The organism is Paenochrobactrum glaciei (genome assembly GCF_039522165.1).
Taxonomy (GTDB): domain Bacteria; phylum Pseudomonadota; class Alphaproteobacteria; order Rhizobiales; family Rhizobiaceae; genus Paenochrobactrum; species Paenochrobactrum glaciei.
In genome coordinates this window covers 501,973-524,194 of sequence record NZ_BAAADE010000001.1, presented here as the reverse complement: position 1 = coordinate 524,194, position 22,222 = coordinate 501,973, and the positions used below count along the sequence as shown (strand labels likewise).

At 51.2% G+C, this 22,222-nt stretch carries 20 protein-coding genes and 1 riboswitch; of the genes, 14 read left to right on the top strand and 6 right to left on the bottom strand.

The window, feature by feature from the left end:
• The first annotated feature begins 88 nt into the window (after window positions 1-88).
• Window positions 89-724, top strand: coding sequence for a hypothetical protein (locus ABDZ76_RS02585; protein ID WP_343800883.1), 636 nt, complete (start codon window positions 89-91; stop codon window positions 722-724).
• A gap of 124 nt (window positions 725-848) precedes the next feature.
• Here the strand turns inward: ABDZ76_RS02585 and ABDZ76_RS02580 are convergent, their stop codons facing one another.
• The gene (locus tag ABDZ76_RS02580) at window positions 849-1,325 is read right to left on the bottom strand and encodes a nucleoside deaminase (RefSeq protein ID WP_374844517.1); all 477 of its coding nucleotides are present in this window, start codon (window positions 1,323-1,325) and stop codon (window positions 849-851) included.
• 180 nt (window positions 1,326-1,505) lie between these two features.
• On the opposite strand from ABDZ76_RS02580, the gene ABDZ76_RS02575 reads away from it, so the two are divergent.
• The 5 genes from ABDZ76_RS02575 to ABDZ76_RS02555 all read left to right on the top strand — a co-directional run bounded on the left by ABDZ76_RS02575 (window position 1,506) and on the right by ABDZ76_RS02555 (window position 7,927).
• Window positions 1,506-3,485, top strand: coding sequence for a pseudouridine synthase (locus tag ABDZ76_RS02575; protein ID WP_343800880.1), 1,980 nt, complete (start codon window positions 1,506-1,508; stop codon window positions 3,483-3,485).
• A complete protein-coding gene (gene rsmD, locus ABDZ76_RS02570) occupies window positions 3,466-4,026 on the top strand; it encodes a 16S rRNA (guanine(966)-N(2))-methyltransferase RsmD (protein ID WP_343800877.1) in 561 nt (186 codons plus the stop codon). Before ABDZ76_RS02575 ends, rsmD begins: the two co-directional genes overlap by 20 nt.
• A 178-nt stretch (window positions 4,027-4,204) precedes the next feature.
• Window positions 4,205-5,731 carry a M16 family metallopeptidase gene (locus ABDZ76_RS02565; RefSeq protein ID WP_343800874.1) on the top strand — a complete coding sequence of 509 codons (1,527 nt, stop codon included), beginning with the start codon at window positions 4,205-4,207 and terminating at the stop codon, window positions 5,729-5,731.
• Window positions 5,731-7,056: a M16 family metallopeptidase gene (locus tag ABDZ76_RS02560; protein WP_343800871.1), complete on the top strand. Its 1,326-nt coding sequence runs from the start codon at window positions 5,731-5,733 to the stop codon at window positions 7,054-7,056. Before ABDZ76_RS02565 ends, ABDZ76_RS02560 begins: the two co-directional genes overlap by 1 nt.
• 25 nt (window positions 7,057-7,081) lie before the next feature.
• Window positions 7,082-7,927: a patatin-like phospholipase family protein gene (locus tag ABDZ76_RS02555; protein WP_374844516.1), complete on the top strand. Its 846-nt coding sequence runs from the start codon at window positions 7,082-7,084 to the stop codon at window positions 7,925-7,927.
• On the opposite strand, the gene ABDZ76_RS02550 is transcribed toward ABDZ76_RS02555, so the two are convergent.
• Entirely contained in the window at window positions 7,906-9,744 is a 1,839-nt protein-coding gene (locus tag ABDZ76_RS02550; protein WP_343800868.1) for a monovalent cation:proton antiporter-2 (CPA2) family protein, read from the bottom strand. The two genes, ABDZ76_RS02555 and ABDZ76_RS02550, sit on opposite strands and share 22 nt — an antisense overlap.
• 174 nt (window positions 9,745-9,918) lie before the next feature.
• On the opposite strand from ABDZ76_RS02550, the gene ABDZ76_RS02545 reads away from it, so the two are divergent.
• The 6 genes from ABDZ76_RS02545 (at window position 9,919) to lpxK (ending at window position 15,667) form a co-directional block, all read left to right on the top strand.
• Complete coding sequence (locus ABDZ76_RS02545; RefSeq protein WP_343800865.1) at window positions 9,919-11,256, top strand: TldD/PmbA family protein; 1,338 nt, start codon at window positions 9,919-9,921, stop codon at window positions 11,254-11,256.
• A gap of 34 nt (window positions 11,257-11,290) precedes the next feature.
• Window positions 11,291-12,082: a 3'(2'),5'-bisphosphate nucleotidase CysQ gene (locus tag ABDZ76_RS02540; RefSeq protein WP_343800862.1), complete on the top strand. Its 792-nt coding sequence runs from the start codon at window positions 11,291-11,293 to the stop codon at window positions 12,080-12,082.
• Between the two features lie 50 nt (window positions 12,083-12,132).
• Window positions 12,133-12,393 (top strand): DUF4170 domain-containing protein, encoded by a 261-nt coding sequence (locus ABDZ76_RS02535; RefSeq protein WP_184220736.1) that lies wholly within the window; start codon window positions 12,133-12,135, stop codon window positions 12,391-12,393.
• A gap of 186 nt (window positions 12,394-12,579) precedes the next feature.
• On the top strand, window positions 12,580-13,299 hold the full coding sequence (locus ABDZ76_RS02530; protein WP_343802954.1) for a lysophospholipid acyltransferase family protein: 720 nt from the start codon (window positions 12,580-12,582) through the stop codon (window positions 13,297-13,299).
• Window positions 13,296-14,648 (top strand): lipid IV(A) 3-deoxy-D-manno-octulosonic acid transferase, encoded by a 1,353-nt coding sequence (gene waaA, locus ABDZ76_RS02525; RefSeq protein ID WP_343800854.1) that lies wholly within the window; start codon window positions 13,296-13,298, stop codon window positions 14,646-14,648. The genes ABDZ76_RS02530 and waaA overlap by 4 nt, the downstream gene beginning before the upstream one ends.
• Window positions 14,648-15,667, top strand: coding sequence for a tetraacyldisaccharide 4'-kinase (gene lpxK / locus ABDZ76_RS02520; protein WP_343800851.1), 1,020 nt, complete (start codon window positions 14,648-14,650; stop codon window positions 15,665-15,667). The genes waaA and lpxK overlap by 1 nt, the downstream gene beginning before the upstream one ends.
• Window positions 15,668-15,674: 7 nt before the next feature.
• Here lpxK and ABDZ76_RS02515 read toward each other — a convergent pair whose 3' ends face one another.
• Genes ABDZ76_RS02515 through ABDZ76_RS02505 form a run of 3 tightly spaced genes read right to left on the bottom strand, consistent with a single transcriptional unit; the run spans window position 15,675 to window position 18,187 of the window.
• Complete coding sequence (locus ABDZ76_RS02515; protein WP_343800848.1) at window positions 15,675-15,908, bottom strand: DUF2093 domain-containing protein; 234 nt, start codon at window positions 15,906-15,908, stop codon at window positions 15,675-15,677.
• Window positions 15,909-15,931: 23 nt separating this feature from the next.
• Window positions 15,932-17,836 (bottom strand): DNA mismatch repair endonuclease MutL, encoded by a 1,905-nt coding sequence (mutL, locus tag ABDZ76_RS02510; protein ID WP_343800845.1) that lies wholly within the window; start codon window positions 17,834-17,836, stop codon window positions 15,932-15,934.
• Between the two features lie 6 nt (window positions 17,837-17,842).
• On the bottom strand, window positions 17,843-18,187 hold the full coding sequence (locus ABDZ76_RS02505; RefSeq protein WP_343800841.1) for a protein tyrosine phosphatase family protein: 345 nt from the start codon (window positions 18,185-18,187) through the stop codon (window positions 17,843-17,845).
• 114 nt (window positions 18,188-18,301) lie between these two features.
• Here ABDZ76_RS02505 and fdhD point away from each other — a divergent pair, with 114 nt between their 5' ends.
• Complete coding sequence (gene fdhD / locus ABDZ76_RS02500; protein ID WP_343800839.1) at window positions 18,302-19,111, top strand: formate dehydrogenase accessory sulfurtransferase FdhD; 810 nt, start codon at window positions 18,302-18,304, stop codon at window positions 19,109-19,111.
• Between the two features lie 64 nt (window positions 19,112-19,175).
• Here fdhD and ABDZ76_RS02495 read toward each other — a convergent pair whose 3' ends face one another.
• Entirely contained in the window at window positions 19,176-19,655 is a 480-nt protein-coding gene (locus ABDZ76_RS02495) for a 6,7-dimethyl-8-ribityllumazine synthase (RefSeq protein ID WP_343800837.1), read from the bottom strand.
• A 90-nt stretch (window positions 19,656-19,745) separates the two neighbouring features.
• Window positions 19,746-19,905, bottom strand: a riboswitch (FMN riboswitch).
• Between the two features lie 897 nt (window positions 19,906-20,802).
• On the opposite strand from ABDZ76_RS02495, the gene ABDZ76_RS02490 reads away from it, so the two are divergent.
• On the top strand, window positions 20,803-22,194 hold the full coding sequence (locus tag ABDZ76_RS02490; RefSeq protein WP_343800834.1) for a DHA2 family efflux MFS transporter permease subunit: 1,392 nt from the start codon (window positions 20,803-20,805) through the stop codon (window positions 22,192-22,194).
• The last annotated feature ends 28 nt before the right edge of the window (window positions 22,195-22,222 follow it).

The window sequence follows — 22,222 nt, the reverse complement described above, 5'->3', positions numbered from 1 at the left end:
ATTTTTTAAAGAACGAACCGGCTTCGCCTTAGAGTTGCCGGTTTTATGCGACAATACCGCGTGAGATGCGGACAAAGAAGTGGCGCTTATGACGATTGATAGACGAATTCTGGTGCTTGCAACGGCTGTCGCCGGTCTCTCCCTGTCGGGGTGCGTTTCTTCACCTACATACGGTACCGATAAAAGTGCGGGTGCGCAGTTGTTTGACGATGTCTCCAACATTGTCCCGCTTGGCACTGCGACCAAAAAAGATCCGATTGACTATAAGCCACGTCCTGAACTGGTGCGTCCAAGCGCTGGCCAGACTGCGCATTTGCCTGCCCCGCAGGAAAAAGTAGCCGGATCGGGCAGTTCTGCGTGGCCGGAATCACCTGAGCAGCGCCGCAAACGTCTGCGTGATGAAGCAACTGCTAATCAGGATAATCCTTTCTACCGTCCGTCGGTTAAGCCGAATGTGCCTGCGAACTCGACCGCTTCTTATGATTATGACTTGACGAAGCCGCCGACAAAGCGTGTGGCGGAAGCTAAAAAAGAATTGCATTTGCAAAAAGTCGGTGCACCGGATCAGCGTCGCTATTTGAGCGAGCCGCCATTGACCTATCGCCAGCCAGCAACGACTGCTCCAATCGGCGAGCAGGGCGATGATGAGGCTAAGAAAGAACGCGCACGTAAAAAAGCTGCTAGCAAGAGCAAAAGCTTTAGCGATTACATGCCTTGGAACTAAGGTTGTTGCGCTTGCAAAAAGCGTGATGATTTTAGCTTAAAGAATAAAGCCGGATTGAGTCCGGCTTTTTCTTTTTTACATTGCTTGATAATTTTGAAGCCGTTTCCGGCAGCATCAAAATGCTTTAGCGTTTTTGTTTAAAAAATTCCCGCAACAGGTTTTGGGATTCCGTTTCTCCAAAGCCGGAATAGGTGTCGGGCGCATGGTGGCATGTCGGCTGTGTATAAAAGCGACCACCAAATTCCACACCGCCGCCTTTTTCGTCTGCTGCGCCATAATAAAGCCGTCTGATGCGTGCAAAAGAAATAGCAGCTGCACACATGGCGCAGGGTTCAAGCGTTACATAGAGATCGCAGCCCGGTAATCTTTCCGACTTCAGCAGGTCACAAGCCTGCCGGATCGCAAGTATTTCAGCGTGTGCGGTCGGATCATTGAGCAGACGGGTGCGGTTACCTGCACGAGCGATAATTTCGCCTTCGCGCACAATCACCGCGCCAATCGGTACCTCGCCTAAGGCTTGCGCTTTCAGTGCTTGCTCAAAAGCTTGTGTCATAAATCCGTTTTTAGGCTGATCTTCATGCTTAACCTGTTTTTTCATCATTGTTGATCGCCTTTGACAGAGATTTTGCTCGCATGCTTCCATTTGATTTGTTACTGCATAAACTTAAAAATCGGAACCGATTTACCAACGGAATTATCTAGTGTTGATGAACGTCGTTGATGATTGTCCAGAAATCAATGCAAAGCGCGGCTACGACCGTTGCTGAAAGGCCATTATTAAATGAGCAGAGATCATAATGAAGACGGCGAAAAGCGCCCCTTCGATAAACGCGGAGAAAACCGCGATCAAGATAAAAGAGCAGGCCGCGGTGAAGGCTTCAAGCCCCGCGAGCGTGACGGTGAACGTCGTCCGCGCGAATTTGGCGCGCGTGATGGCAACCGTGAACGTGGTGGCAATGAACGCGGTGATCGGGAACGCGGTGATCGCGACGGCAAACCACGGTTTGAAAAGAAATTCGGTGATAAGCCGCGTTTCGACAAAGGCGATGCACCACGCGGCCGTGATGCAGGTGACAGAGATGCACCGGTTGAAGAAGCTGAACGTATTGCCAAGCGCTTAGCGCGTGCTGGTATCGCGTCACGCCGTGAAGCCGAAACCATGATTGCGGCTGGCCGCATCAGCGTTAATGGTAAAATGCTGACAAGTCCGGCAGTGAATGTAAAGCGCTCTGATATTATCAAAGTGGACGGCAAATTGCTGCCGCAGACCGAACGCACCCGTTTGTGGCTCTACCATAAACCTTCCGGTCTTGTGACCACCAACCGTGACCCTGAAGGTCGCCCGACCGTATTTGAATCACTGCCGGAGGATATGCCGCGCGTGCTTTCGGTTGGCCGTTTGGATATCAACACCGAAGGCTTGTTGCTGCTGACCAATGATGGCGGTCTGTCGCGTATTCTGGAACTGCCGACAACCGGTTGGTTGCGTCGCTACCGTGTGCGTGCGCATGGCAGCGTGACACAGGAACAGCTGGACGAGCTGAAAAACGGTATTGCCGTTGACGGTATTTTCTACGGCAGCGTTGATGCGCAGCTGGAGCGTCAGCAGGGCAGCAATGTCTGGCTGAATATCGGTCTGCGCGAAGGCAAAAACCGCGAAGTTAAAAACATTCTCGGCGCTCTCGGCCTGACAGTTGGCCGCTTGATCCGCGTTTCCTTTGGTCCTTTCCAGTTGAGCGATCTGGAAGTAGGTGCTGTGCGCGAAATTCGCGGCCGCACACTTCGTGACCAGTTGGGCGAGCGTCTGGTGCAGGAATCGGGCGCTGATTTTGATGCGCCGATCATCAATGAATTTTCGAATTCTGATGTGCGTGGAGCAGGTACAAGAGCACCCCGCGGCGATGATGAGCACGATGAACGCGTTCGTCGTCCGCGTGAGTGGATTTCGTCCAGCCCGTCGCAAGGCAAGCCAAAGCGCGCTGAGCGTGTGGAAGAAAGCCGTCGTCCGCGCGGTGTGAATGTGTGGATGGCACCGGGTGCACGTCCGCAATCTGCCAAGGCAGAAGCAGCACGCGAAGAACGTAACGAATTTCAAAAGCGTGAGCGTAAACCATTCGGCGAAGGCCGCGGCGGTGCACCACGCGGTGAACGCTCGGATCGCCCGCAGGGTGACCGTCCGTTCCGCTCCAATGATCGTGACCGTCAGGGTGGCTTTGAGCGCAAGGGTGGTTCTGAGCGCCAAGGTGGCTTTGAACGTAAGCCGCGCGATGGTGATTTTACCCCGCGCCCACGTCGTTCAGACGATGAAGGTTCATTCCAGAAACGTCCGTATGGCGAAGGTCGTGGTGAGCGTTCAGAACGTTTTGACCGCGCACCAAGACCCGAGGGCGAACGTCGTCCGCGTGCCGAGGGTGATCGCCGTCCGCGCTTTGATGATGAAAAGCGTCCGGGGCGCCGCGAACGTGAACGTGAAAATGCACGTGAAGCTCGCCGCACTGAAGACTTTACCGGCGGTTATTCCCGTGGTGAGAAGTCCCGTGATGCCCGCCCGTTTGGCGATAAGCCGCGTAGTGACAGACCACGTGGCGATAAGCCGTGGGGTGATAAGCCACGCAATGACAAACCTTGGGGCGACAAACCACGTGGTGACCGCCCTCAGGGTGACAGACCGCAAGGTGATCGTCCGAGAGGCGATAAGCCATATCGTGACGGCCCATCCGGTGGAAAGCCAGGAGGACGTGGTGCGGATCGTCGGCGGTAAGTTCCGCGGACGGCCATTAGCCACGCCACAAACAAATGCGATCCGTCCGACGACGGATCGCACCCGTGAAAGCCTGTTCAATATTCTGATGCATAAATATTCCGACAAGATTGAGGATGGTCGTATCCTTGATCTTTTTGCAGGAACGGGAGCATTGGGTATTGAGGCTTTGTCACGCGGTGGCCGTTATGGCGTTTTCATTGAGGAATCTGCCGAAGGCCGTGGTTTGCTGCGCCAGAATATTGAAAATTTCGGCCTTCAGGGACAAACGAAAGTTTTCCGCCGTAATGCATGCCAGTTGGGGCCTGCGGGAACGCTTGAAGCCTTTGATGTGATTTTTGCTGATCCGCCTTACGGGCAGGGTCTTGGCGAAAAGGCTTTGCTTTCGGCATTGGAAGGCAACTGGCTTAATTCTGACGCAATTATCATTCTTGAAGAAGAAGCAGATGCTTTGCTTGATCTTGATGAGCGCTTTGTCATCGAAGATGAGCGCGATTATGGTTTAACCACTATTCGCCTGATCCGGCTTGCTCAAGAGTGAAAGCATCTTGCACAGTGCATGATTGTGTTTAAGCTGGCAAACACAATGAATGAATTTGAAAGCTGATCCGGACAGCAGAAAATGTCCTGATGATAAAGCATGGGCAGAAGAATTGTGTCATTTATTCAATATCTTCTGTCCGGCTTGAAGGCTTGTATTAATCAGGAGATGACGCTCAGTGTTACTTCGATCACTTAGTCGCTTACTCATATCCACTACAGTTTCTACATTTTTAATTGTTCCTGTTTTTACATCTGCTTCACTGGCAGAAGCACCGGTGGCACCTGCACAAACGCAGGCAGCTGCCACTCAGGATAAGCCCGAGATTAAAACATCCGACGGCGTTGCCAGTTTTACCTTACAAAATGGATTGAAAGTGGTGGTCATACCGGATCACCGTGCGCCGGTTGTAACACAAATGATCTGGTATCATGTTGGTTCTGCTGATGAGCAGGAAGGCACATCGGGCATCGCGCATTTTCTTGAACATTTGATGTTTAAGGGCACCAAAACATTTCAGGCCGGTGAGTTTTCCAATTATGTGACCGAAAATGGCGGTCAGGAAAATGCTTTCACCTCTTATGATTATACCGCTTATTATCAGCAGGTTTCACCGCAGGCTCTTCCAAAAATCATGGAATTTGAAGCCGACCGGATGCAAAATCTGATCTTGAATGAAGAAGCGGTTACCACCGAACGTGAGGTGATTATCGAAGAACGCCGTATGCGGGTTGATTCCAATCCAGGTGCCATGCTTTCTGAAAACACCAATGCAACGATTTTCTATAATCATCCATATCGCCGCCCGATCATTGGCTGGCGTCAGGAAATGGAAAAATTGAGCCTTGGTGATGCGATTGATTTTTATAAGAAATATTACACACCCAACAATGCCACGCTGATTATCACCGGTGATGTCACACCGGAAAAAGTGTTGGAGCTGACGGAAAACAGCTGGGCGAAAGTGCAGCGCAGTGCCGAACCTGGCAAGCGTGAGCGCGTGCAAGAGCCAGCCAAACAGGCAGATCGCATTGTGACGCTGCATGATGAGCGCGTCACTATTCCGTCCTTCACCACCACATGGCTGGTGCCGTCTTATGCCAATGAGGCAAAGTTTGAAGGTGCAAAAGAGGGCGATGCCGCAGCGCTGAGCCTGCTCAGTGAAATTTTGAGTGGCTCAACGCGCTCAAGATTCTATCAGCATTTCATGGTCAAGCAGTCGATTGCCAGCGGTGCGGATGCAAGCTATCGTGGCGATGCGCTGGATGATGGCACATTTTCGCTGTTTGGCGCGCCGCGCGGTGACACGACATTGGGCACGTTGGAGCTCCAAGTTAAAGAACAGCTCGCTGCTATTATCAAAGATGGTGTGACCGAAACGGAACTGGATCAGGCACGCAACCGTTTTCTTAAATCGGTGATTTTTGCCCGTGACAGTCAGGCCGGAATGGCGCGCATTTATGGTGCCAGCCTATCGGTTGGTCAAAGCATTGAAGATATTCAGGGCTGGCCGGATAAGATTAAAAAAGTAACGGCTGAGCAGGTCAAAGACGTGGCAAACCGTTATTTGTCATCGCAGAAAACGGTGACCAGCTATTTACTACCTCCTGATATGGAGCCGAAATCTGCTGTGGCTGTGTCGCAGGCGGAAGCGGAAAATGCAGCACCGGAAAAGGGTGAAAACGCATCAGGGGGCGTACAATAATGTTGAAAAACCTTCAAAAACGTCTTTCATCGCTTAAAATTTTGGCACTGGCTGCAACCGGTGTTTTATTGTTGGGCTTGCCTGCACATGCGATTGAAATTGAAACGGTTACATCGGAAAAAGGCGTTAAAGCATGGCTTGTTTCTGATGCCTCCGTGCCGCTGATTTCCATCCGTTTTTCTTTTAAGAGCGGCTCGGCACAAGATCCTGATGGCAAGGAAGGTCTTGCCAATTTCATGACCGGCCTTTTCGATGAAGGTGCGGGCGATCAGAATGCCGACCGTTTTCAGGAGAATATGGATAATCTTGGCGCCGAAATAAGCTTCTTCGCCTCGCAGGACAGAATTGTCGGCGGCATGAAAATGCTGAGCGAAAACAAAGACGCAGCCTTTGATCTGTTAAAATTGGCGGTTAATCAGCCGCGTTTTGATCAGGATGCACTGGATCGTATCCGCTATCAGCTCATTGCCAGCATTGAAGCATCACAGCGTGATCCGGATGAAATTGCTTCGCGCAAATTTGCCGAAGCACTTTACGGTAAGCATCCTTATGCGCGACCCGGTGAGGGCACTGTCGCTTCGCTGAATTCTATCAAACCGGATGATCTGAAAGCGTTTCACCGTAAAAACTTTGCCCGTGATAATCTGAATATCAGCGTGGTCGGTGATATTAAGGCTGAAGACTTAGCGCCGGTTCTTGATAAAATCTTTGGTGATTTACCGGCCAGTTCCGAATTGGTGCCGGTGCCGGATGCCAAGCTTGCCTTTGGTGTGACCACCTCGGTGACTTATGATCTGCCGCAGACGTCGTTGACCTTTGCTTATCCGGGCGTTGATCTGGATGATCCGGATTTCTTCGCAGCCTATCTGATGAACCAGATTATGGGCGGTGGTTTCTCTTCCCGTCTATATGAAGAAGTACGCGAAAAGCGCGGTCTTGCTTATTCGGTATCTTCCGGCCTCAACATTCGTGATCACGCCAATGCACTGATGATTGGGACTGCAACACGTCCTGAAAAGGCACAAGAGTCGCTGAAAATCATTCGTGAACAAGTGGCGAAAATGGCAGCAGAAGGCCCGACAGAAGCCGAACTGCAAACTGCGAAAAACTATGTCATTGGCTCTTATGCGGTGAATAATCTCAATTCATCGTCAGCTGTCGCCAATACTTTGGTGGGCTTGCAGGATGCCAAACGCTCGATCAACTTCTTTGATGAGCGTATTGGTCTGATCAATGCCGTCACTGCCGAGCAGGTCAAAGCGGTTGCTGCCAAGCTTTTCAATACAGATCCGGCAATTTTGATTGTCGGGCCTGCCCAGCAATAATAAAGCAAGCGGGATAAATATGAGCATGTCATCACCGACTTTTGCCGTAGCATTTGGCGGTGGTGGCGCCCGCGGTATTGCCCATATTCATATTATCGAAGTCTTGGACGAACTCGGCATTAAGCCGGTGGCGATTGCCGGTTCGTCTATTGGCTCAATCATGGGGGCAGGTGTTGCCTGCGGGATGAAAGGCACGGAAATTCGTGCCTATATGACTGAGATTTTCACCCATAATGCGGAAATTGCCAAACGTATCTGGCAGACAAAACCGCAAAGCCTGTCTGATTTTTTCCAAGGCGGTTTCAAAGTCAGCCAGTTTAATATCGAGAAAATTATTGCAGCTTTTTTGCCGGATCAGGTGCCACAGGCTTTCGCTGATCTGGATATTCCGCTGCAAATTACGGCATCTGATTATTATGCTGCCAAGGAAGTGGTTTTCGGTGAAGGGGAGCTGCGCTCGGCAATTGCTGCTTCTTGCGCCATCCCGCCGCTTTTTTCGCCGGTTCGTCGCGAAGGGCGCATTTATCTGGACGGTGGTTTGTTCAATCCCGTGCCTTATGATCTTCTGATCGATAAGGCTGATATCGTGATTGCGGTGGATGTCTTGGGACTGCCGCCAGCCGACAGTGACCGGATGCCGAGTACAATTGAAGCGATGATGGCAGCCAATATGCTGACCATGCGCTCTATTGTTGCCAATAAATTTTTGACCTGCAAACCGGATATATTTTTAAGTCCGGATGTTTCGCAAATCAGCCTGATTGATTTTTTGAAGATCGAGCAAATTCTCACTCAAAGTGAGAAAGTGCGCGATCATCTCAAATATGCGATTGATGATGCGATCAGGCATCATTCGGCTGCGGGTGTTTGAATATCCATTTCTTCACCGGCATCAATCTGGTCTTTAGTAGCTTTATCCAGCGCTTTACCCTGACGAGCCGGTTTTAACAGCGGCTCTGGTGTCACTGGCTTGTTAAAGAGCAGGTGACGGCCAGCCAGAATACCTTCTGCCATTTGCACATGCAGGCGGTCTTCATCACGCTGGCGTACATCTTCAGCAATCGAAAAGGCGGTTGTTTCACTGGAGCCCAAGGCTTCGAGCGCTTTGCGCCCAAACATCAGACCGGATTCAAGCGTTTCTCGCAGTTCGTATTCCACGCCATGAGCGCGCAATTCCAGACTGTGTTCACGGTCATAAGCACGCACGAACAATTTTGCATCCGGATAGCTTGCCTGTACCAGTTCGACAATGCGGCTGGTGGTTTCTTTGTTTTGTGTGCAAACGGCGACGATTTTTGCCTGCCGGATACCTGCTGCTTCCAGCACATCCTTGCGGGTGCCGTCGCCATAGTAAATGCGGAAACCGAAACGACCGGCCGCACGGATACGATCAGCTGACGTATCAATCACCGTCACACTTACACCACCGGCCAGCAGAATTTGCGCAGTGATCTGGCCGAAACGGGAAAACCCGATCATCAGAATATCAGCGCCTGCACCATTAAAATCTTCTTCTGGGGCGGCTTGTTCTTTGTCTTTGAAAAGAAGGCGATTGCCGATGGCGACTGATAATGGAGTAAGAGCCATCGACACGGTAACAGCTGCCACGAGCTCCGATGCCAAAGCACTGGTGATGATTGCGGCAGCAGAAGCCGCAGAGAACAGCACGAAAGCAAACTCACCGCCCTGTGGCAGCAAAAATGCAACGCGCACTGCATCATTGTGATTGGAGCGGAAAATCCGGCACAAGAGATAGGTGATGACAACCTTGATGCTCATGAAAATCGGCACAGCAATCAGCACTGCATGCCAATGGGTCATGATAACAGAGAGATTGAGCGACAGACCGACAGCGACGAAAAAGAGACCTAAAAAGATACCGCGAAACGGTTCAATATCGGCTTCCAGCTCGTGACGGTAGGATGATTCTGCCAGTAGTACACCCGCAATAAACGCGCCCATCGCCATGGAAAGGCCAGCATATTGCAAAAGCATTGCCGAACCAAGCACGATAAACAGCGCTGCTGCCACCATCACTTCACGCGCGCCGGTATTGCCGATAATGCGGAACATCGGATTAATCAGATAGCGACCGGCAACAACCAAGGCAGTGATTGCGGCAATGGCGGTGGCAATATGGAAGCTGGCGCTTGTTTGTTCTTCAAGCGGCGAAAGAGCCGGAATGATTGCCAGAATTGGTACGATGGCCAAATCCTGAAACAACAGAATGGAAAAGCTGCGCTGGCCATATTGCTGGTTAGTGCCGCCGCGATCCTGCAAAACCTGCATAGCAAAAGCGGTGGAGGATAGAGCCAAGCCATAGCCGATAAAAATGGCAGCATTCACGCTTAAGCCGGCTAGATGAAAACCGGCATATGCAAGCGCTGCGCCGGAGATGAGCACTTGCGCACTGCCCAGCCCGAAAATCGCATGACGCAATGCCCATAAGCGGGATGGTTTGAGCTCCAGCCCGATAACAAAAAGCAGGAAAACAACGCCGAGTTCAGCAAAGTGCAACAGCTCTTCGCCGTCACTGATAAGGCGCGCCACAGGGCCGATGGTAATACCTGCTGCCAGATAGCCAAGCACGGTGCCAAGCCCTAGTTTTTTGAACAAGGGGGCTGCGAGAATGGCGCCGCCAAGAATCAGCAATGCCTGTATGTAAAGATGTCCGCCGTCTTCCAGCATGTTTCGGCCTTGAATGTGATCTGTTTATTAGCAATTAGGCGAGCTTGCCTTGATGGGGCAAGAATTGCACCCTATACAAGAAAGATGTGGCCGGATTCAGTTTCAGGTCTAGCAAATATTGATTAATCATCAACTCGTTTGATGCAAATAATATTCCGGGTAAGCGTGAAAAAGATGAGTGATGCCGCCTCTAAATTGATCGAACAGGCTGCTCGCCTCGTAGAAGCTGCCAAACAGGCGGGTGCTGATGCGTCGGATGCGGTTGTGGTGCGGGCGCGTTCCACCAGTGTGAGCGTGCGCCTTGGTAAGGTTGAAGGCACCGAATCATCTGAGAGCGATGAGTTTTCTTTGCGCGTTTTCGTCGGCAAGCGCGTAGCTAGTGTTGCCGCCAATAGTGGCGCTGATCCAAAACAACTGGCCGAGCGTGCCGTTGCAATGGCAAAGGTTTCTCCCGAGGACCCGTATGAAGCTTTGGCCGATCCGTCATTGCATGTAAAAGCCCCGCGTGACCTTGATCTGTTTGATGCGACTGAGCTGAACTCACAGCGACTGACCGAAGATGCCTTGGCAATGGAGGCGGCCGCGCTGGACGTGGCAGGTATTACCAATTCCGGCGGTGCCGGTGCTTCCTTTGGTCTTGGTGGCTTGGTGCTGGTCACATCCAATGGTTTTTCAGGTGCCTATCAGGCTTCGCGCTTTGGCCGTTCTGTCAGTGCGATTGCCGGTGAGGGCACCCGCATGGAGCGTGACTATGATTTTAGTTCGCGCCTGCATTTTGCTGATCTGGAAGTGCCGGAAGTCATTGGCCGAAGTGCCGGCGAACGTGCTGTACGCCGTCTCAATGCGCGGCAAGTGGCAACAGGGCCGGTGAATGTCATTCTTGATCCGCGTATTGCGCGCGGCATGGCTTCCCATCTGGCAGGCGCTATCAATGGTGCTTCTGTTGCGCGTAAAACGAGCTTCCTGCGCGATAAAATGGGACAGCAGATTTTAAAATCCGGCCTGAATGTTACCGATAATCCGCTGCGTGTGCGCGGTTCGTCTTCGCGTCCGTTTGATGGTGAAGGCATTGAAGGCCAGCCATTGATGATGGTGGAAGACGGTGTTTTGCAGCATTGGACATTGTCAGGCTCAACCGCGCGCGAACTTGGTCTGCAAGGCAATGGTCGCGGTGTGCGTTCGGGTTCTGTTGTTTCTCCGGCCTCTACCAATTTTGCTATTGAACCGGGTGAATTTACACCGGAAGAGCTGATTAAGCAGATGGGCACCGGCTTTTATGTGACGGAAGTCTTTGGACAAGGCGTTAACATGGTGACCGGCGAGTATAGCCGCGGCGCATCTGGTTTCTGGATTGAAAATGGCGAATTAGCCTATCCGGTTTCGGAAGTGACGATCGCCGGACGTTTGCAGGATATGTTCTTAAATATGACACCTGCCTCGGATATTGATCGTAACTTTGGTATGACATCTCCAACTTTGGCAATTGAAGGCATGACGCTTGCTGGTAACTAATGACCCACAAGCTAATGAACCGGAAACGAGTGAAATGATGCAAAGCTTACCACTTCCGCAAGAAGAACTGGCGCTGCTGAAACAAGCAGCGGCGGAAGCTGGCCGCATCGCCTTGCACTATTTCAAAAAAGACCCGGATGTCTGGTACAAAGAGGGAAACTCCCCTGTCACAGAAGCAGATTTTGCAGTGGATAATTATTTGCGCAAAACTTTGCTTAATGCCCGCCCTGATTATGGCTGGATATCAGAAGAAACAGCTGATGAGCGCGATGTCGTGCCGCGTCAGCGTTTTTTCGTCGTTGATCCGATTGACGGCACACGTTCGTTCATTCGCGGTGATGATCAGTGGTGTGTCAGCATCGCGATTATTGAAAATGGCCGTCCTGTTGCCGGTGTTTTGGAATGTTCTGTGCGCGGTGAAGTGCTGGAAGCCCATTGCGACGGTATCGCCATGCAAAACAATGAGCCGATCCGTGTGGGCAGTCAAAATGCAGGAGAGCCGCTGAGCATTGCTTTGTCGCGCTCTGCTTTTGACAACCTGCCTGCAAATTTACGTGATCGTGTACAAATGCACCCTTATGTTTCATCATTGGCCTATCGTATAGGTATGGTGGCGCGAGGTGAAATTGCAGGCACGTTTGTGCGGCCTAATTCCAATGATTGGGATTTGGCGGCAGCTGATCTTATTTTAAGTCGTGCCGGAGGCCGTCTGGTGGATGTGGCAGGTGCGCCGCTTCACTATGGCGGGGCATCATCGGGGCAGGGCGCATTGGTTGCTTCCAGCGGTAAATTGCTGGAAGAGATGTTGAGTGTTGTCGCCGCTTAAGCATTGCGCTAAGCAGGCGGTTAAATTGAACTGTTCAGGAATGGATGATTATGAGCAACGACGGCGATAAGAAACAATTGCTTCATCTGGTTTTCGGCGGTGAGCTGAAAAATCTCAATTCGATGGAGTTCCGCAATCTGGATGAGATTGACATGGTCGGTATTTATCCGAACTATGAAACCGCTTTGCACGCATGGCGCTCAAAGGCACAGCAGACCGTTGATAATGCACATATGCGTTATTTCATCGTGCATATGCACCGCCTGCTGGATCCGGCCACTGCTGCGGCCTCGATCAGCTCGCAAAGCTAATATTTCTTTTAAGATTTATCAGCGCAAGCTGGTCTGCTAAATCCCAACAGACCTCACCTTGCGCTGATACTATATCTAAGACCAGTTGAGAGTACGCAATTCGTGAATAATCAAGACGCAGATCACGCTGAAACGCCTGAGGCATCCGGTGATGACACATCGGACAGCAGACACTCTGGTGGCTTTTTGAAGCGGTTCTGGCGCAAAATTCGCGGGCCTCTTGCACGCTCTGCATTTGTCAAATCATTGCTGGTGGGTCTGATTACTAATTATCTGCGGCTGGTTAATCTTACCAATCCGATGCCGAAAGAGGCAAAGGAAACCATTAAAAAAGCGGGCGAAATTGCCCCTTTTATTGTCACATTCTGGCATGGCCAACATTTGATGGGGCCATTTGTGCGCCCAAAATGCGCACCAACGGTTGCGATGTTTTCACGCTCCAACGATGCGGAACTGAATGCTAAAGTCGCTGAACGATTAGGTTTGGAAATTGTTCGCGGTTCCGGCGGGCGGGCAGAAACCACCCGTGTGGAAAAAGGCGGTGCACGCGCATTGCTGACTTTGAAAAATGCATTGAAAAATGGCAAATCCGCGGCCATGATTGCAGATATTGCACATGGGACTGCGCGTGAGGCGGGAGAGGGAATTATTTTGCTCGCAAAATTATCCGGTCGCCCCATAATTGCGACAGCTTATGCTTCGACACGTAAAATTGTTCTTGAAAAATCTTGGGACAAGACCACTATCCCATTACCGTTCGGACGCGCCATGGTGATTGCAGCCGAGCCAGTTTGGGTGCCAGCCGATGCAGATGCGGACGCTCTGGAAGCCAAGCGACAGGAACTGACGAATAAACTAAACGAGGCTACAGCCCAGGCTGCCGCCGCATTGGAGAAAGCATCATGAGCGAACGCTGGGCGCGCAATGTGCTGACCGCTTATCGGGTCATTGGAACTTGTCTCTACCCGTTTGTTGGTACCTATGTGCGCTATCGTACGCTCAAGGGCAAAGAAGACCGTCAGCGCCGCAACGAGCGCTATGGCAAAACCAATATTGCGCGTCCTGACGGGCCGCTGATTTGGGTGCATGCGGCAAGTGTTGGTGAAACCACGGCAATCATGCCGCTGGTGGAGCGTCTGGCCTGCCGTGATATTACCGTTTTGCTCACCACCGGCACCATGACATCGGCGAAGCTTGTGGCTGATCATATGGGCAGCCATATCATTCATCAGTTTGTACCATTGGATTTAAAACCTGCTGTGGAGCGGTTTTTAAATCATTGGAAACCTGATCTGGCGGTAACTTGCGAATCTGAAATCTGGCCGACCACCATTCAAATGCTGGGCGCACGTCAAATTCCGCAAGTGCTGGTCAATGGTCGCTTGTCTGACCGCTCTTTTGCTGCGTGGAAAAAACGCTCTTCCATTGCAGAGGCTTTGTTTTCTAATTTCTCGCATGTGGTGGCGCAGTCCGAGCTTGATGCCGAGCGGTTTCGTGCGCTTGGGGCGCGTCCTGTGACTGTTTCCGGTAATTTGAAAGTCGATAGCGCACCGCCGCCAATCGACAAACAAGTGCTGGCGCGCCTGTTGAACGAAATGGGCACCCGCAAGCGTTGGGCTGCGGTTTCCACCCATGAAGGTGAAGAAGAAATTTGTGCGCAGGTGCATAAAATGCTGACCGTGCGCCATCCTGATTTGCTGACCATTGTGGTGCCGCGCCATCCGGTGCGTGCTGATGAGTTGGAAACCATGTTTATGACCCATGGTTTGAAAGTAGCACGGCAAAGCCGTGGTGATATTATCGAGCCGGATACGGCGATTTTCATGGGCGATACCATCGGCGATATGGGGCTTTATCTGCGTCTGACTGATATTGCTTTTGTCGGTAAATCGCTGGTGGGCGAGGGCGGCCATAATCCGCTGGAGCCTGCAATGCTTAATACGGCAGTATTATCCGGCAGCAATGTTCAAAGTTTCCGTGATTCTTATCAGCGCCTGATTAAAAATGGTGGCGCTCGTCTGGTTAAAGATCGTGAAATGCTCGCCGGTGCGGTCAATTTCCTTTTCAATAATCCGAAGCATCTGAAGGTAATGATCGCCGCGGGCTTACGCACCGTGCTTGACATGCGCGGCTCGCTGGAGCGTACCGTTTTATCATTGGAGCCGTTTATTCAGCCATTGCTGGTGCAGGCACAGCTGACAAGTGCAGCACATGATGATGCCAAAAATCAAAAGCGTTTGAGACGAGGCGATTAATGGCGGGGCAGGCACCTTCTTTTTGGTGGCAGGCTCCAAGCTGGCGTTCCGGCTTGCTGGCACCATTGGCTTGTGTTTATGGCATGGTTGCCGCCCGTAATCTGACAAAACGTGCCGGTGCACGCATTGATGTGCCGGTTTTGTGCATTGGTAATTACACAGTAGGCGGCGCCGGTAAAACACCGACAGCTATTTATTTTGCCGAACTTGCCCGTGATGAAGGCTTTATTCCCGGCATTGTTTCCCGCGGTTTTGGCGGTGATTATAATGGCGTGCATCTGGTTGATCCGGAAACCGATAGCGCCAAGCGTGTGGGTGACGAGCCGTTATTACTGGCGCGTCATGCCAGTGTGGCTGTTTGCTCTGACCGCTCCCATGCTGCGGAATTTTTAAAAACCCGCGGTTGCGATTTCATCATTATGGATGATGGTTTTCAAAGCGCGCGGCTTTATGCCGATTATGCACTTCTGGTGGTCGATGCCTCGCGCGGCATTGGCAATGGCATGATTATTCCGGCGGGGCCGTTACGCGCGCCACTGGATGTGCAGATGGCGAAAACTGATGGCATTTTGCGCATCGGCACACAAAATGCTGCCGATCATTTGGTTGCCCAAGCACAAGCGGCCGGAAAACCGACCTTTGATGCGGTTTTACAAGCTTCCTCAAAAAGCGATTTAGCTGATGGTCAGTGGCTTGCATTTGCCGGTATAGGCAATCCGGAAAAGTTCTTCTTCAGTTTGCGCACAAGTGGCGCGTCGATTGGCGCAACACGTGAATTTGCCGATCATCATCCGTTTACCGCGCAAGATATTGCGCAATTGCGGGATGAAGCGGCGCTTAAAAACCTGCGTCTGATAACAACGGCAAAAGACTATGTCAGGCTGGCCTCGCAAGCGGATATGGATCGCAGCTTTATTGCAAGCCTGTCTGTACTGGATGTGGAATTGAGTTTTGCAGACAAAAGTGCTGCAAAAACCATTTTTGAAACGGTTTTGCAGCGCTTTGAAGCCCGACAATAATTTAAAATTATTTATCGCGTTTGCGTAATTCCGGATGCATGTCCAGTTCGCGCTGGAAAGAAATCTCGCCTGTCGCATAGGCTTCCTGACGCTCGACGCTCCAATATTTCAGCTCGTCCAGCGGAATTTGAATGCCGCTGACTGCGCAAATTACATATTCGCCCATGGTCACAATATCAAAATCACCATCAAGATAGCGGATACGGGCTTCGGTATTGTAGGAACCGCCAAAATTATTCATGTTCTTATCCAATTCATGCTTGTTTAACGACGACCAAATAAGCGTTCGATGTCGCTGAGTTTTAGTTCAATATAGGTTGGCCGGCCATGATTGCAGGTGCCGGAGCCAGGTGTTGCTTCCATCTGGCGCAACAAAGCATCCATTTCCTGCTGTTTCAAGCGGCGGCCGGAGCGCACAGACCCATGACAGGCCATAGTTGCGGCCACATGATCAAGCATTTCCTGCAAGCCATTGGCGGTATCATGCTCGGCAATTTCATCGGCAAGATCACGAATAAGCTGCGGCACATTCATTTCCCCCAGCATTGCAGGGGTTTCACGCACGGCCACGGCACCGGGGCCAAAGGATTCTACCCCTAAGCCAAAGCGCGCCAATGTTTCACTATGGGCGGTTAAACGATCGGCATCTTCTTCCGGCAGATCGACAATTTCCGGAATAAGCAGCATTTGTGCAGCCATCGGCTTGGAATGAAGCGCTGTTTTCAAGGCTTCATAAACAAGGCGCTCATGGGCTGCGTGCTGGTCGACAATCACCAGACTGTCTTCCGTCTGGGCGACAATATAATTGGCATGTACCTGTGCGCGTGCAGCACCCAACGGCATAGCCATAATTTCTGTTTCAGGCTCGGCCATTCCGGCGCGTGCATCAGCAGTTGGAATGCTGATATCAGCAAAAACCGATTGTCCTGCCTCATTCAAGCCGGTTGGCATCGAGCCAAAAGCCGATTGACTCTCATCAAGATCAAGCGGACGGTGTGCCGGATGCGCTGTTGCCGGTGACCATTCCTGACGCGGTTGATGCGTCTGCCAGTCACGGCTTGCAAATTGCGGACGATAGCTTGATGCCTGCTGCGGCGGCATATGAGAAGAGGGCTGCAAGCCTTGCGCTCTGAAGGCTTCCATCATGCTTGTGGCTGCATTGGTGGAGGCGCGGATGCCAGATGCAGCCAGTACCTGTTTGATAGAGCCGACAATAAGCCCGCGCACAAGACCCGGATCACGAAAGCGCACATCGGCTTTGGCCGGATGTACGTTGACATCCACCAATGCCGGATCAAGATTTAAAAACAGCACCGCAACCGGATGGCGGTCACGGGCAATCACATCCATAAAGGCACCGCGCAGCGCCCCAAAAATTTGCTTGTCGCGCACAGGGCGGCCATTGACATAGGCAAATTGATGCTGGGCATTGCCGCGGTTAAATGATGGAATGCCAATAAAGCCGGAAAGGCGTACACCGTCACGCTCGGCATCAATCTCCAGCGCATTTTCGGCAAATTCTTTGCCTAAGATTTGCGAAATGCGCTCCAGCATAGCCTGGCTGCCAGTGCCGGTGGCAGGCAGTTCCAGTGTCGTGCGATCGGTTCCGGCCAGTGAGAAACGAATATGCGGAAAGGCAATAGCAATGCGCTTGATGACTTCCGTAATAGCGGTTGCTTCGGCGCGATCCGTTTTCATGAACTTCAATCGCGCTGGCGTTGCAAAGAAAAGATCACGTACTTCGGCAATCGTGCCGACATTTAAAGCCGCAGGGCGGGTAGGGCTAAGATTGCCCCCTTCAACACCCACTTCAAAACCGCTATCGGCGGTTTTGACGCGTGATTTCAAACTCAGCCGCGCCACCGAGCCGATGGAAGGCAAGGCCTCACCACGAAAGCCCAGTGCGCGGATATCATGCACATCATCCTGCAATTTGGATGTGCAGTGACGCGAGATTGCCAAACTCAACTCAGCTTGCGGAATGCCGGAACCGTTGTCCGTGACACGCAACAGCGTTTTGCCACCGCCTGCGGTAACAATTTCAATCCGGTCAGCGCCCGCATCAATCGCATTTTCCACCAGCTCTTTAATAACGCTGGCCGGTCGCTCGATCACTTCACCTGCAGCGATCTGATTGATGATGGTTTCGTTGAGATGTTTAATGGTCATGGATGATTAATTATTTTCTAAGCCGCGGGTGATGCTGTAAATCTGTGCGGAACGGGCGCCCGAGCGGCAGAAACCAAGTACCGGACCTTCGGCTTTGGCGAGTGCTTCAGCCATCGCGTCCACATCTTCCTGGGTGAGCATACCGCCGGAAAAAGGCACATGCACAGCCGTGATGCCGACTTTTTCAGCTACTTTGGCAATTTCAGCGAAATTTGGCTGGTCTGCGCCACCTTCACCATCAGGGCGATGGCAGATCACCATCTGAAAGCCCTGCGCTGCAAGATCACGTATATCATCAGGTGAAATCTGGCCGGAGACTGAATAAATTTCGTCGATTTGGCGAATGTCCATTGTGCTACCTTGCGATTATTGGTCATTGTCCGGTGGGACATAAAAAACTGGCGGCTTCAGAATCTTGAAGCAAACCCTATAAGTCTAATATGGGATAAAATAATGGGAGAAGCCATGACTAATCAAAAATCTTCACGGCTTGTTCAGCGGCAAATTTATCGCGACGGCAGTTTTTTAAACGCGGAACGTCCGGTGCCGGAAGAAGTGGCGGTCGCGGTAAGTTTTGGCGGCACAACCCATGCGGTTATGATGGCAACGCCTGATGATTTGGAAGATTTTGCCATCGGCTTTGCGTTGACCGAAGGTATCATTCAGAAGATCAGCGATATTGAAACCATTAATATCGTGGCGGTTGATGGCGGATTTGATGCACAGGTGACATTGAAAGAGCAATCGCTTAGCCGTTTTGCCGTGCGCCGCCGCCATATGGCGGGGCCGGTTGGCTGCGGATTGTGCGGGATTGAATCAATCGAACAGGCATTGCGTCCGGTGCCGCAGCTGCAAGATGTTGAAGCGCAGTTTTTACCTAAAGACATTATCGACGCGATGGCTTTATTAGCACGTCAGCAAAAGCTGAATGAAGCAACGCGCGCGGTGCATGGTGCGGGGTTTTATGTGCCCGAACAGGGCGTTGTCTGCGTGCGCGAGGATGTCGGGCGGCATAATGCTCTGGACAAACTGGCGGGTGCATTATTGCGCGATATATATGAGCCTGGCCAAGGGTTAGTGGTGGTGACCAGCCGGCTGTCAGTAGAGATGGTGCAAAAGGCGGCGATCATCGGTGTGCCTTTATTGGCTGCAATTTCTGCGCCCACACAACTGGCCATCGAAACGGCGGATAAAGCAGGGCTTACTTTGGTCGCTCTGGTGAGGGGGCAGGAGTTTGATATTTACACCCATGCAGAGCGTGTGCTGCACCCATAAAATAGCACTGATAAAAATGGCGGGGCATCAATACCCCGCCATTTTTTATTACTTAGAAATGTGATTATGCGGTCAGTGCTTTGATGCGCGCACGCTCAGACACGATCTGCATGGCAGCATGGGCTGCTTCCACGCCTTTGATTTTGAAATGCGCATGGAAGAACTGATGATGTTCTTCGCTGTTATGATAATGATGCGGGGTGAGCGAAACGCTCAAAACCGGCACATTGGTTTCCAACTGCACCTGCATCATGCCGTTGATCACGGCAGTTGCAACAAAATCATGACGGTAAATGCCGCCGTCGATCACAAAAGCACAGCCGGCAATCGCCGCATAGCGACCTGTATCTGCTAGAGTTTTGGCCATCAGCGGAATTTCATAAGCGCCCGGTACATCGAAAATTTCGACGTCAACTTTATTGCCGGAAAGCTTGGCAATTTCTTCGATAAAACTTTTGCGTGCTTCATCGACAATATCGGCATGCCAGCGTGCCTGAATGAATGCAACTTTGAAAGGAGTTGTGTTCGGATAGCTCTGTGTCATAGGTTCCTCACGAAACTAGAAACAGGGCGTACAAAAAAATACTTACGAACCCGCACGTCTCCTGTCGGGACGTTCAGATTCTAAGTCTTCTTTCGCTCTCTTCCATCCGGACTATACCGTCGGCTCCGGCATCGCACCGGATCTGCTGACCTTAAACTTGGCATCCAAATTTAAGCGCTCGCGGGCTCAAAGTTTGAATTTCAAACTTCATACCGCCGGTGGGGAATTTCACCCCGCCCCGAGAACAAGACCGCACGGGATTGTACGGCTGTGACAAATGTAGGTTTTGTCCTGCTGTTTGTCCAGAGCTGTTTGTCCAGAGCTGTTTGCGCGTGGGATTGAAGTTGTTTTTGAGCAGACAAGATAGGGTTGGATAAGGAAAAAGAGCGCTTCATTATCGCCAATGAAACGCTCTTTCTCAAATGTGCCTGGAGGGCAAGAAAACTGTTTTGCTTTGGCTTTGTCTGCCAAGGCTGCTGATAAATAAACCTATCAGCCGATTCTTAAGAGAGGCTTAGCTTTGTAAAACTTGACCTCTCAATGTCAGTTTCAGGTGCAGGGGATTAAAATCTTCTTAACGCAAGAACATTTAATGGCTGTTTTGTCTGACCGTGGCTAATGAGCATCAGGTTGATGTTCATCTGTTTGCCAATTGCAAAACGCTCATCAAAATTTTGCATTCGCACTCTTATTAGTGCAGAAGATCAAAACCCATCACTGCGATAGCCAGTGCAGTATTCAGGCTGATAATCATCATAGAATACATAAGTGCGGTTCTTGTCAGATCGCTCATGCCATATTCCTTTCTCTCGCCTGAATATGTCCCCAGTCTCATTCAGGAAATTCGTAAAAAACACTGTCTTCACACAATGTAACAGCGTGTAACCTATGGCGCAACCCTCGAAATGACATTTGTGAACGCGTGTAACACTCGGTGAGTTTTGGCGTGTCAGAAAGTGCAATGTTTTCAATAGTGGGAGCGCGTTTTTGTCACCAATATTTTATCAACTTTAAGCTGTCATTTGGTGTGTTCTTGAGTAAAGTAAGCCAGCCTATCGTGACAGAGACCCCGTAAACACGGAAATTTCCTGTAGCTGATAATTGAAGTTGAATGCCTCATAATCTGAGGAAACATGGATTTATTGCCGTGAACCGGTCAGTGCCTCTTGTTCTTGCCATCGCTCTTTTCATGGAGAACATGGATTCCAATGTTATCTCCACGTCATTACCGGCTATCGCAGACGATCTGGGCACCAGTCCGATTGCACTGAAACTGGCATTAACCGGCTATCTGGTGTCACTGGCGATCTTCATTCCGATCAGCGGCTGGATGGCAGACCGCTTTGGTGCCAAGCGGGTGTTTCGGGCCGCCATTGGTGTTTTCGTGTTGGGGTCGCTTGCCTGTGCGGCCTCAAACTCCCTGACATCTTTCGTATTGGCGCGCTCCTTGCAAGGTATGGGCGGCGCAATGATGACGCCGGTAGGGCGCTTGTTGATCATTCGCTCAACGCCGCGCAATGAGCTGGTTTCTGCGATGGCATGGCTTTCCATTCCGGCGATGGTAGGGCCATTGGCGGGGCCACCGATTGGTGGCTTTATTACCACCTATTTCACATGGCACTGGATTTTTATCATCAATGTGCCAATCGGCATTATGGGCATCTGGTTTTCAACCAAATATCTGCCGGATGCCGAAGAGCTGATTAACCGTAAACTCGACTGGACAGGCTTTGTCCTTTCAGGGCTTGGCATGTCCGGTGTGGTGTTCGGGCTTTCGGTGGTCAGCCTTCCGGCTTTGCCAACCTTTGTCGGCATCAGCACGCTGATCATCGGGGTTGTAGCCAGTCTTCTTTATGTCTGGCATGCCAGACGTGTGGCCGAGCCTTTGCTTGATCTGTCATTGTTTAAAAATCAAGTGTTCCGGGTTTCTGTGGTGGGCGGCAGTATTTTCCGCCTCGGCGTAGGTGCGGTGCCATTCCTGCTGCCATTGATGTTTCAGGTCGGTTTTGGCCTGTCACCGTTTCAGTCGGGTATGCTGACATTTACCTCGGCGATTGGTGCCTTCACCATGAAATTTGGCGCACGCTCGATGTTTGCACGTTTTGGCTTCCGCAACTCCTTGGCGCTTTGCGCGCTGATGTCTGCCACTTTCATTGCCATTAATGGCTTATTCACGCCGGAAACGCCTTATTGGATTATCTTTATGGCGCTGCTGATCGGCGGCGTTGGCCGCTCGCTTTTATTTACCGGCGTCAACACTTTGGCCTATGCTGAAATTCCAAACGAAAAAACCAGTCAGGCAACCCCAATCACTACGGTCGCCCAGCAAGTCTCATTGGCTATCGGCGTCGCCATCGCTGGTGGTATTCTGGAGATCAGTACGCTTTTCCACGGCAAAGAATTACTGCTCAGCGATTTCCATATCGGTTTCTTCATCATTGCAGCGATTTCCGGCATGGCGTTTTTCAGCTTTATCAAGCTTGACCCCGATGCAGGTCATCAGCTTTCAGGCCGAAAAACCTGCAAAAACGAAGCATAAAAAAAATGCCTGACCAGCTATTCCGGTC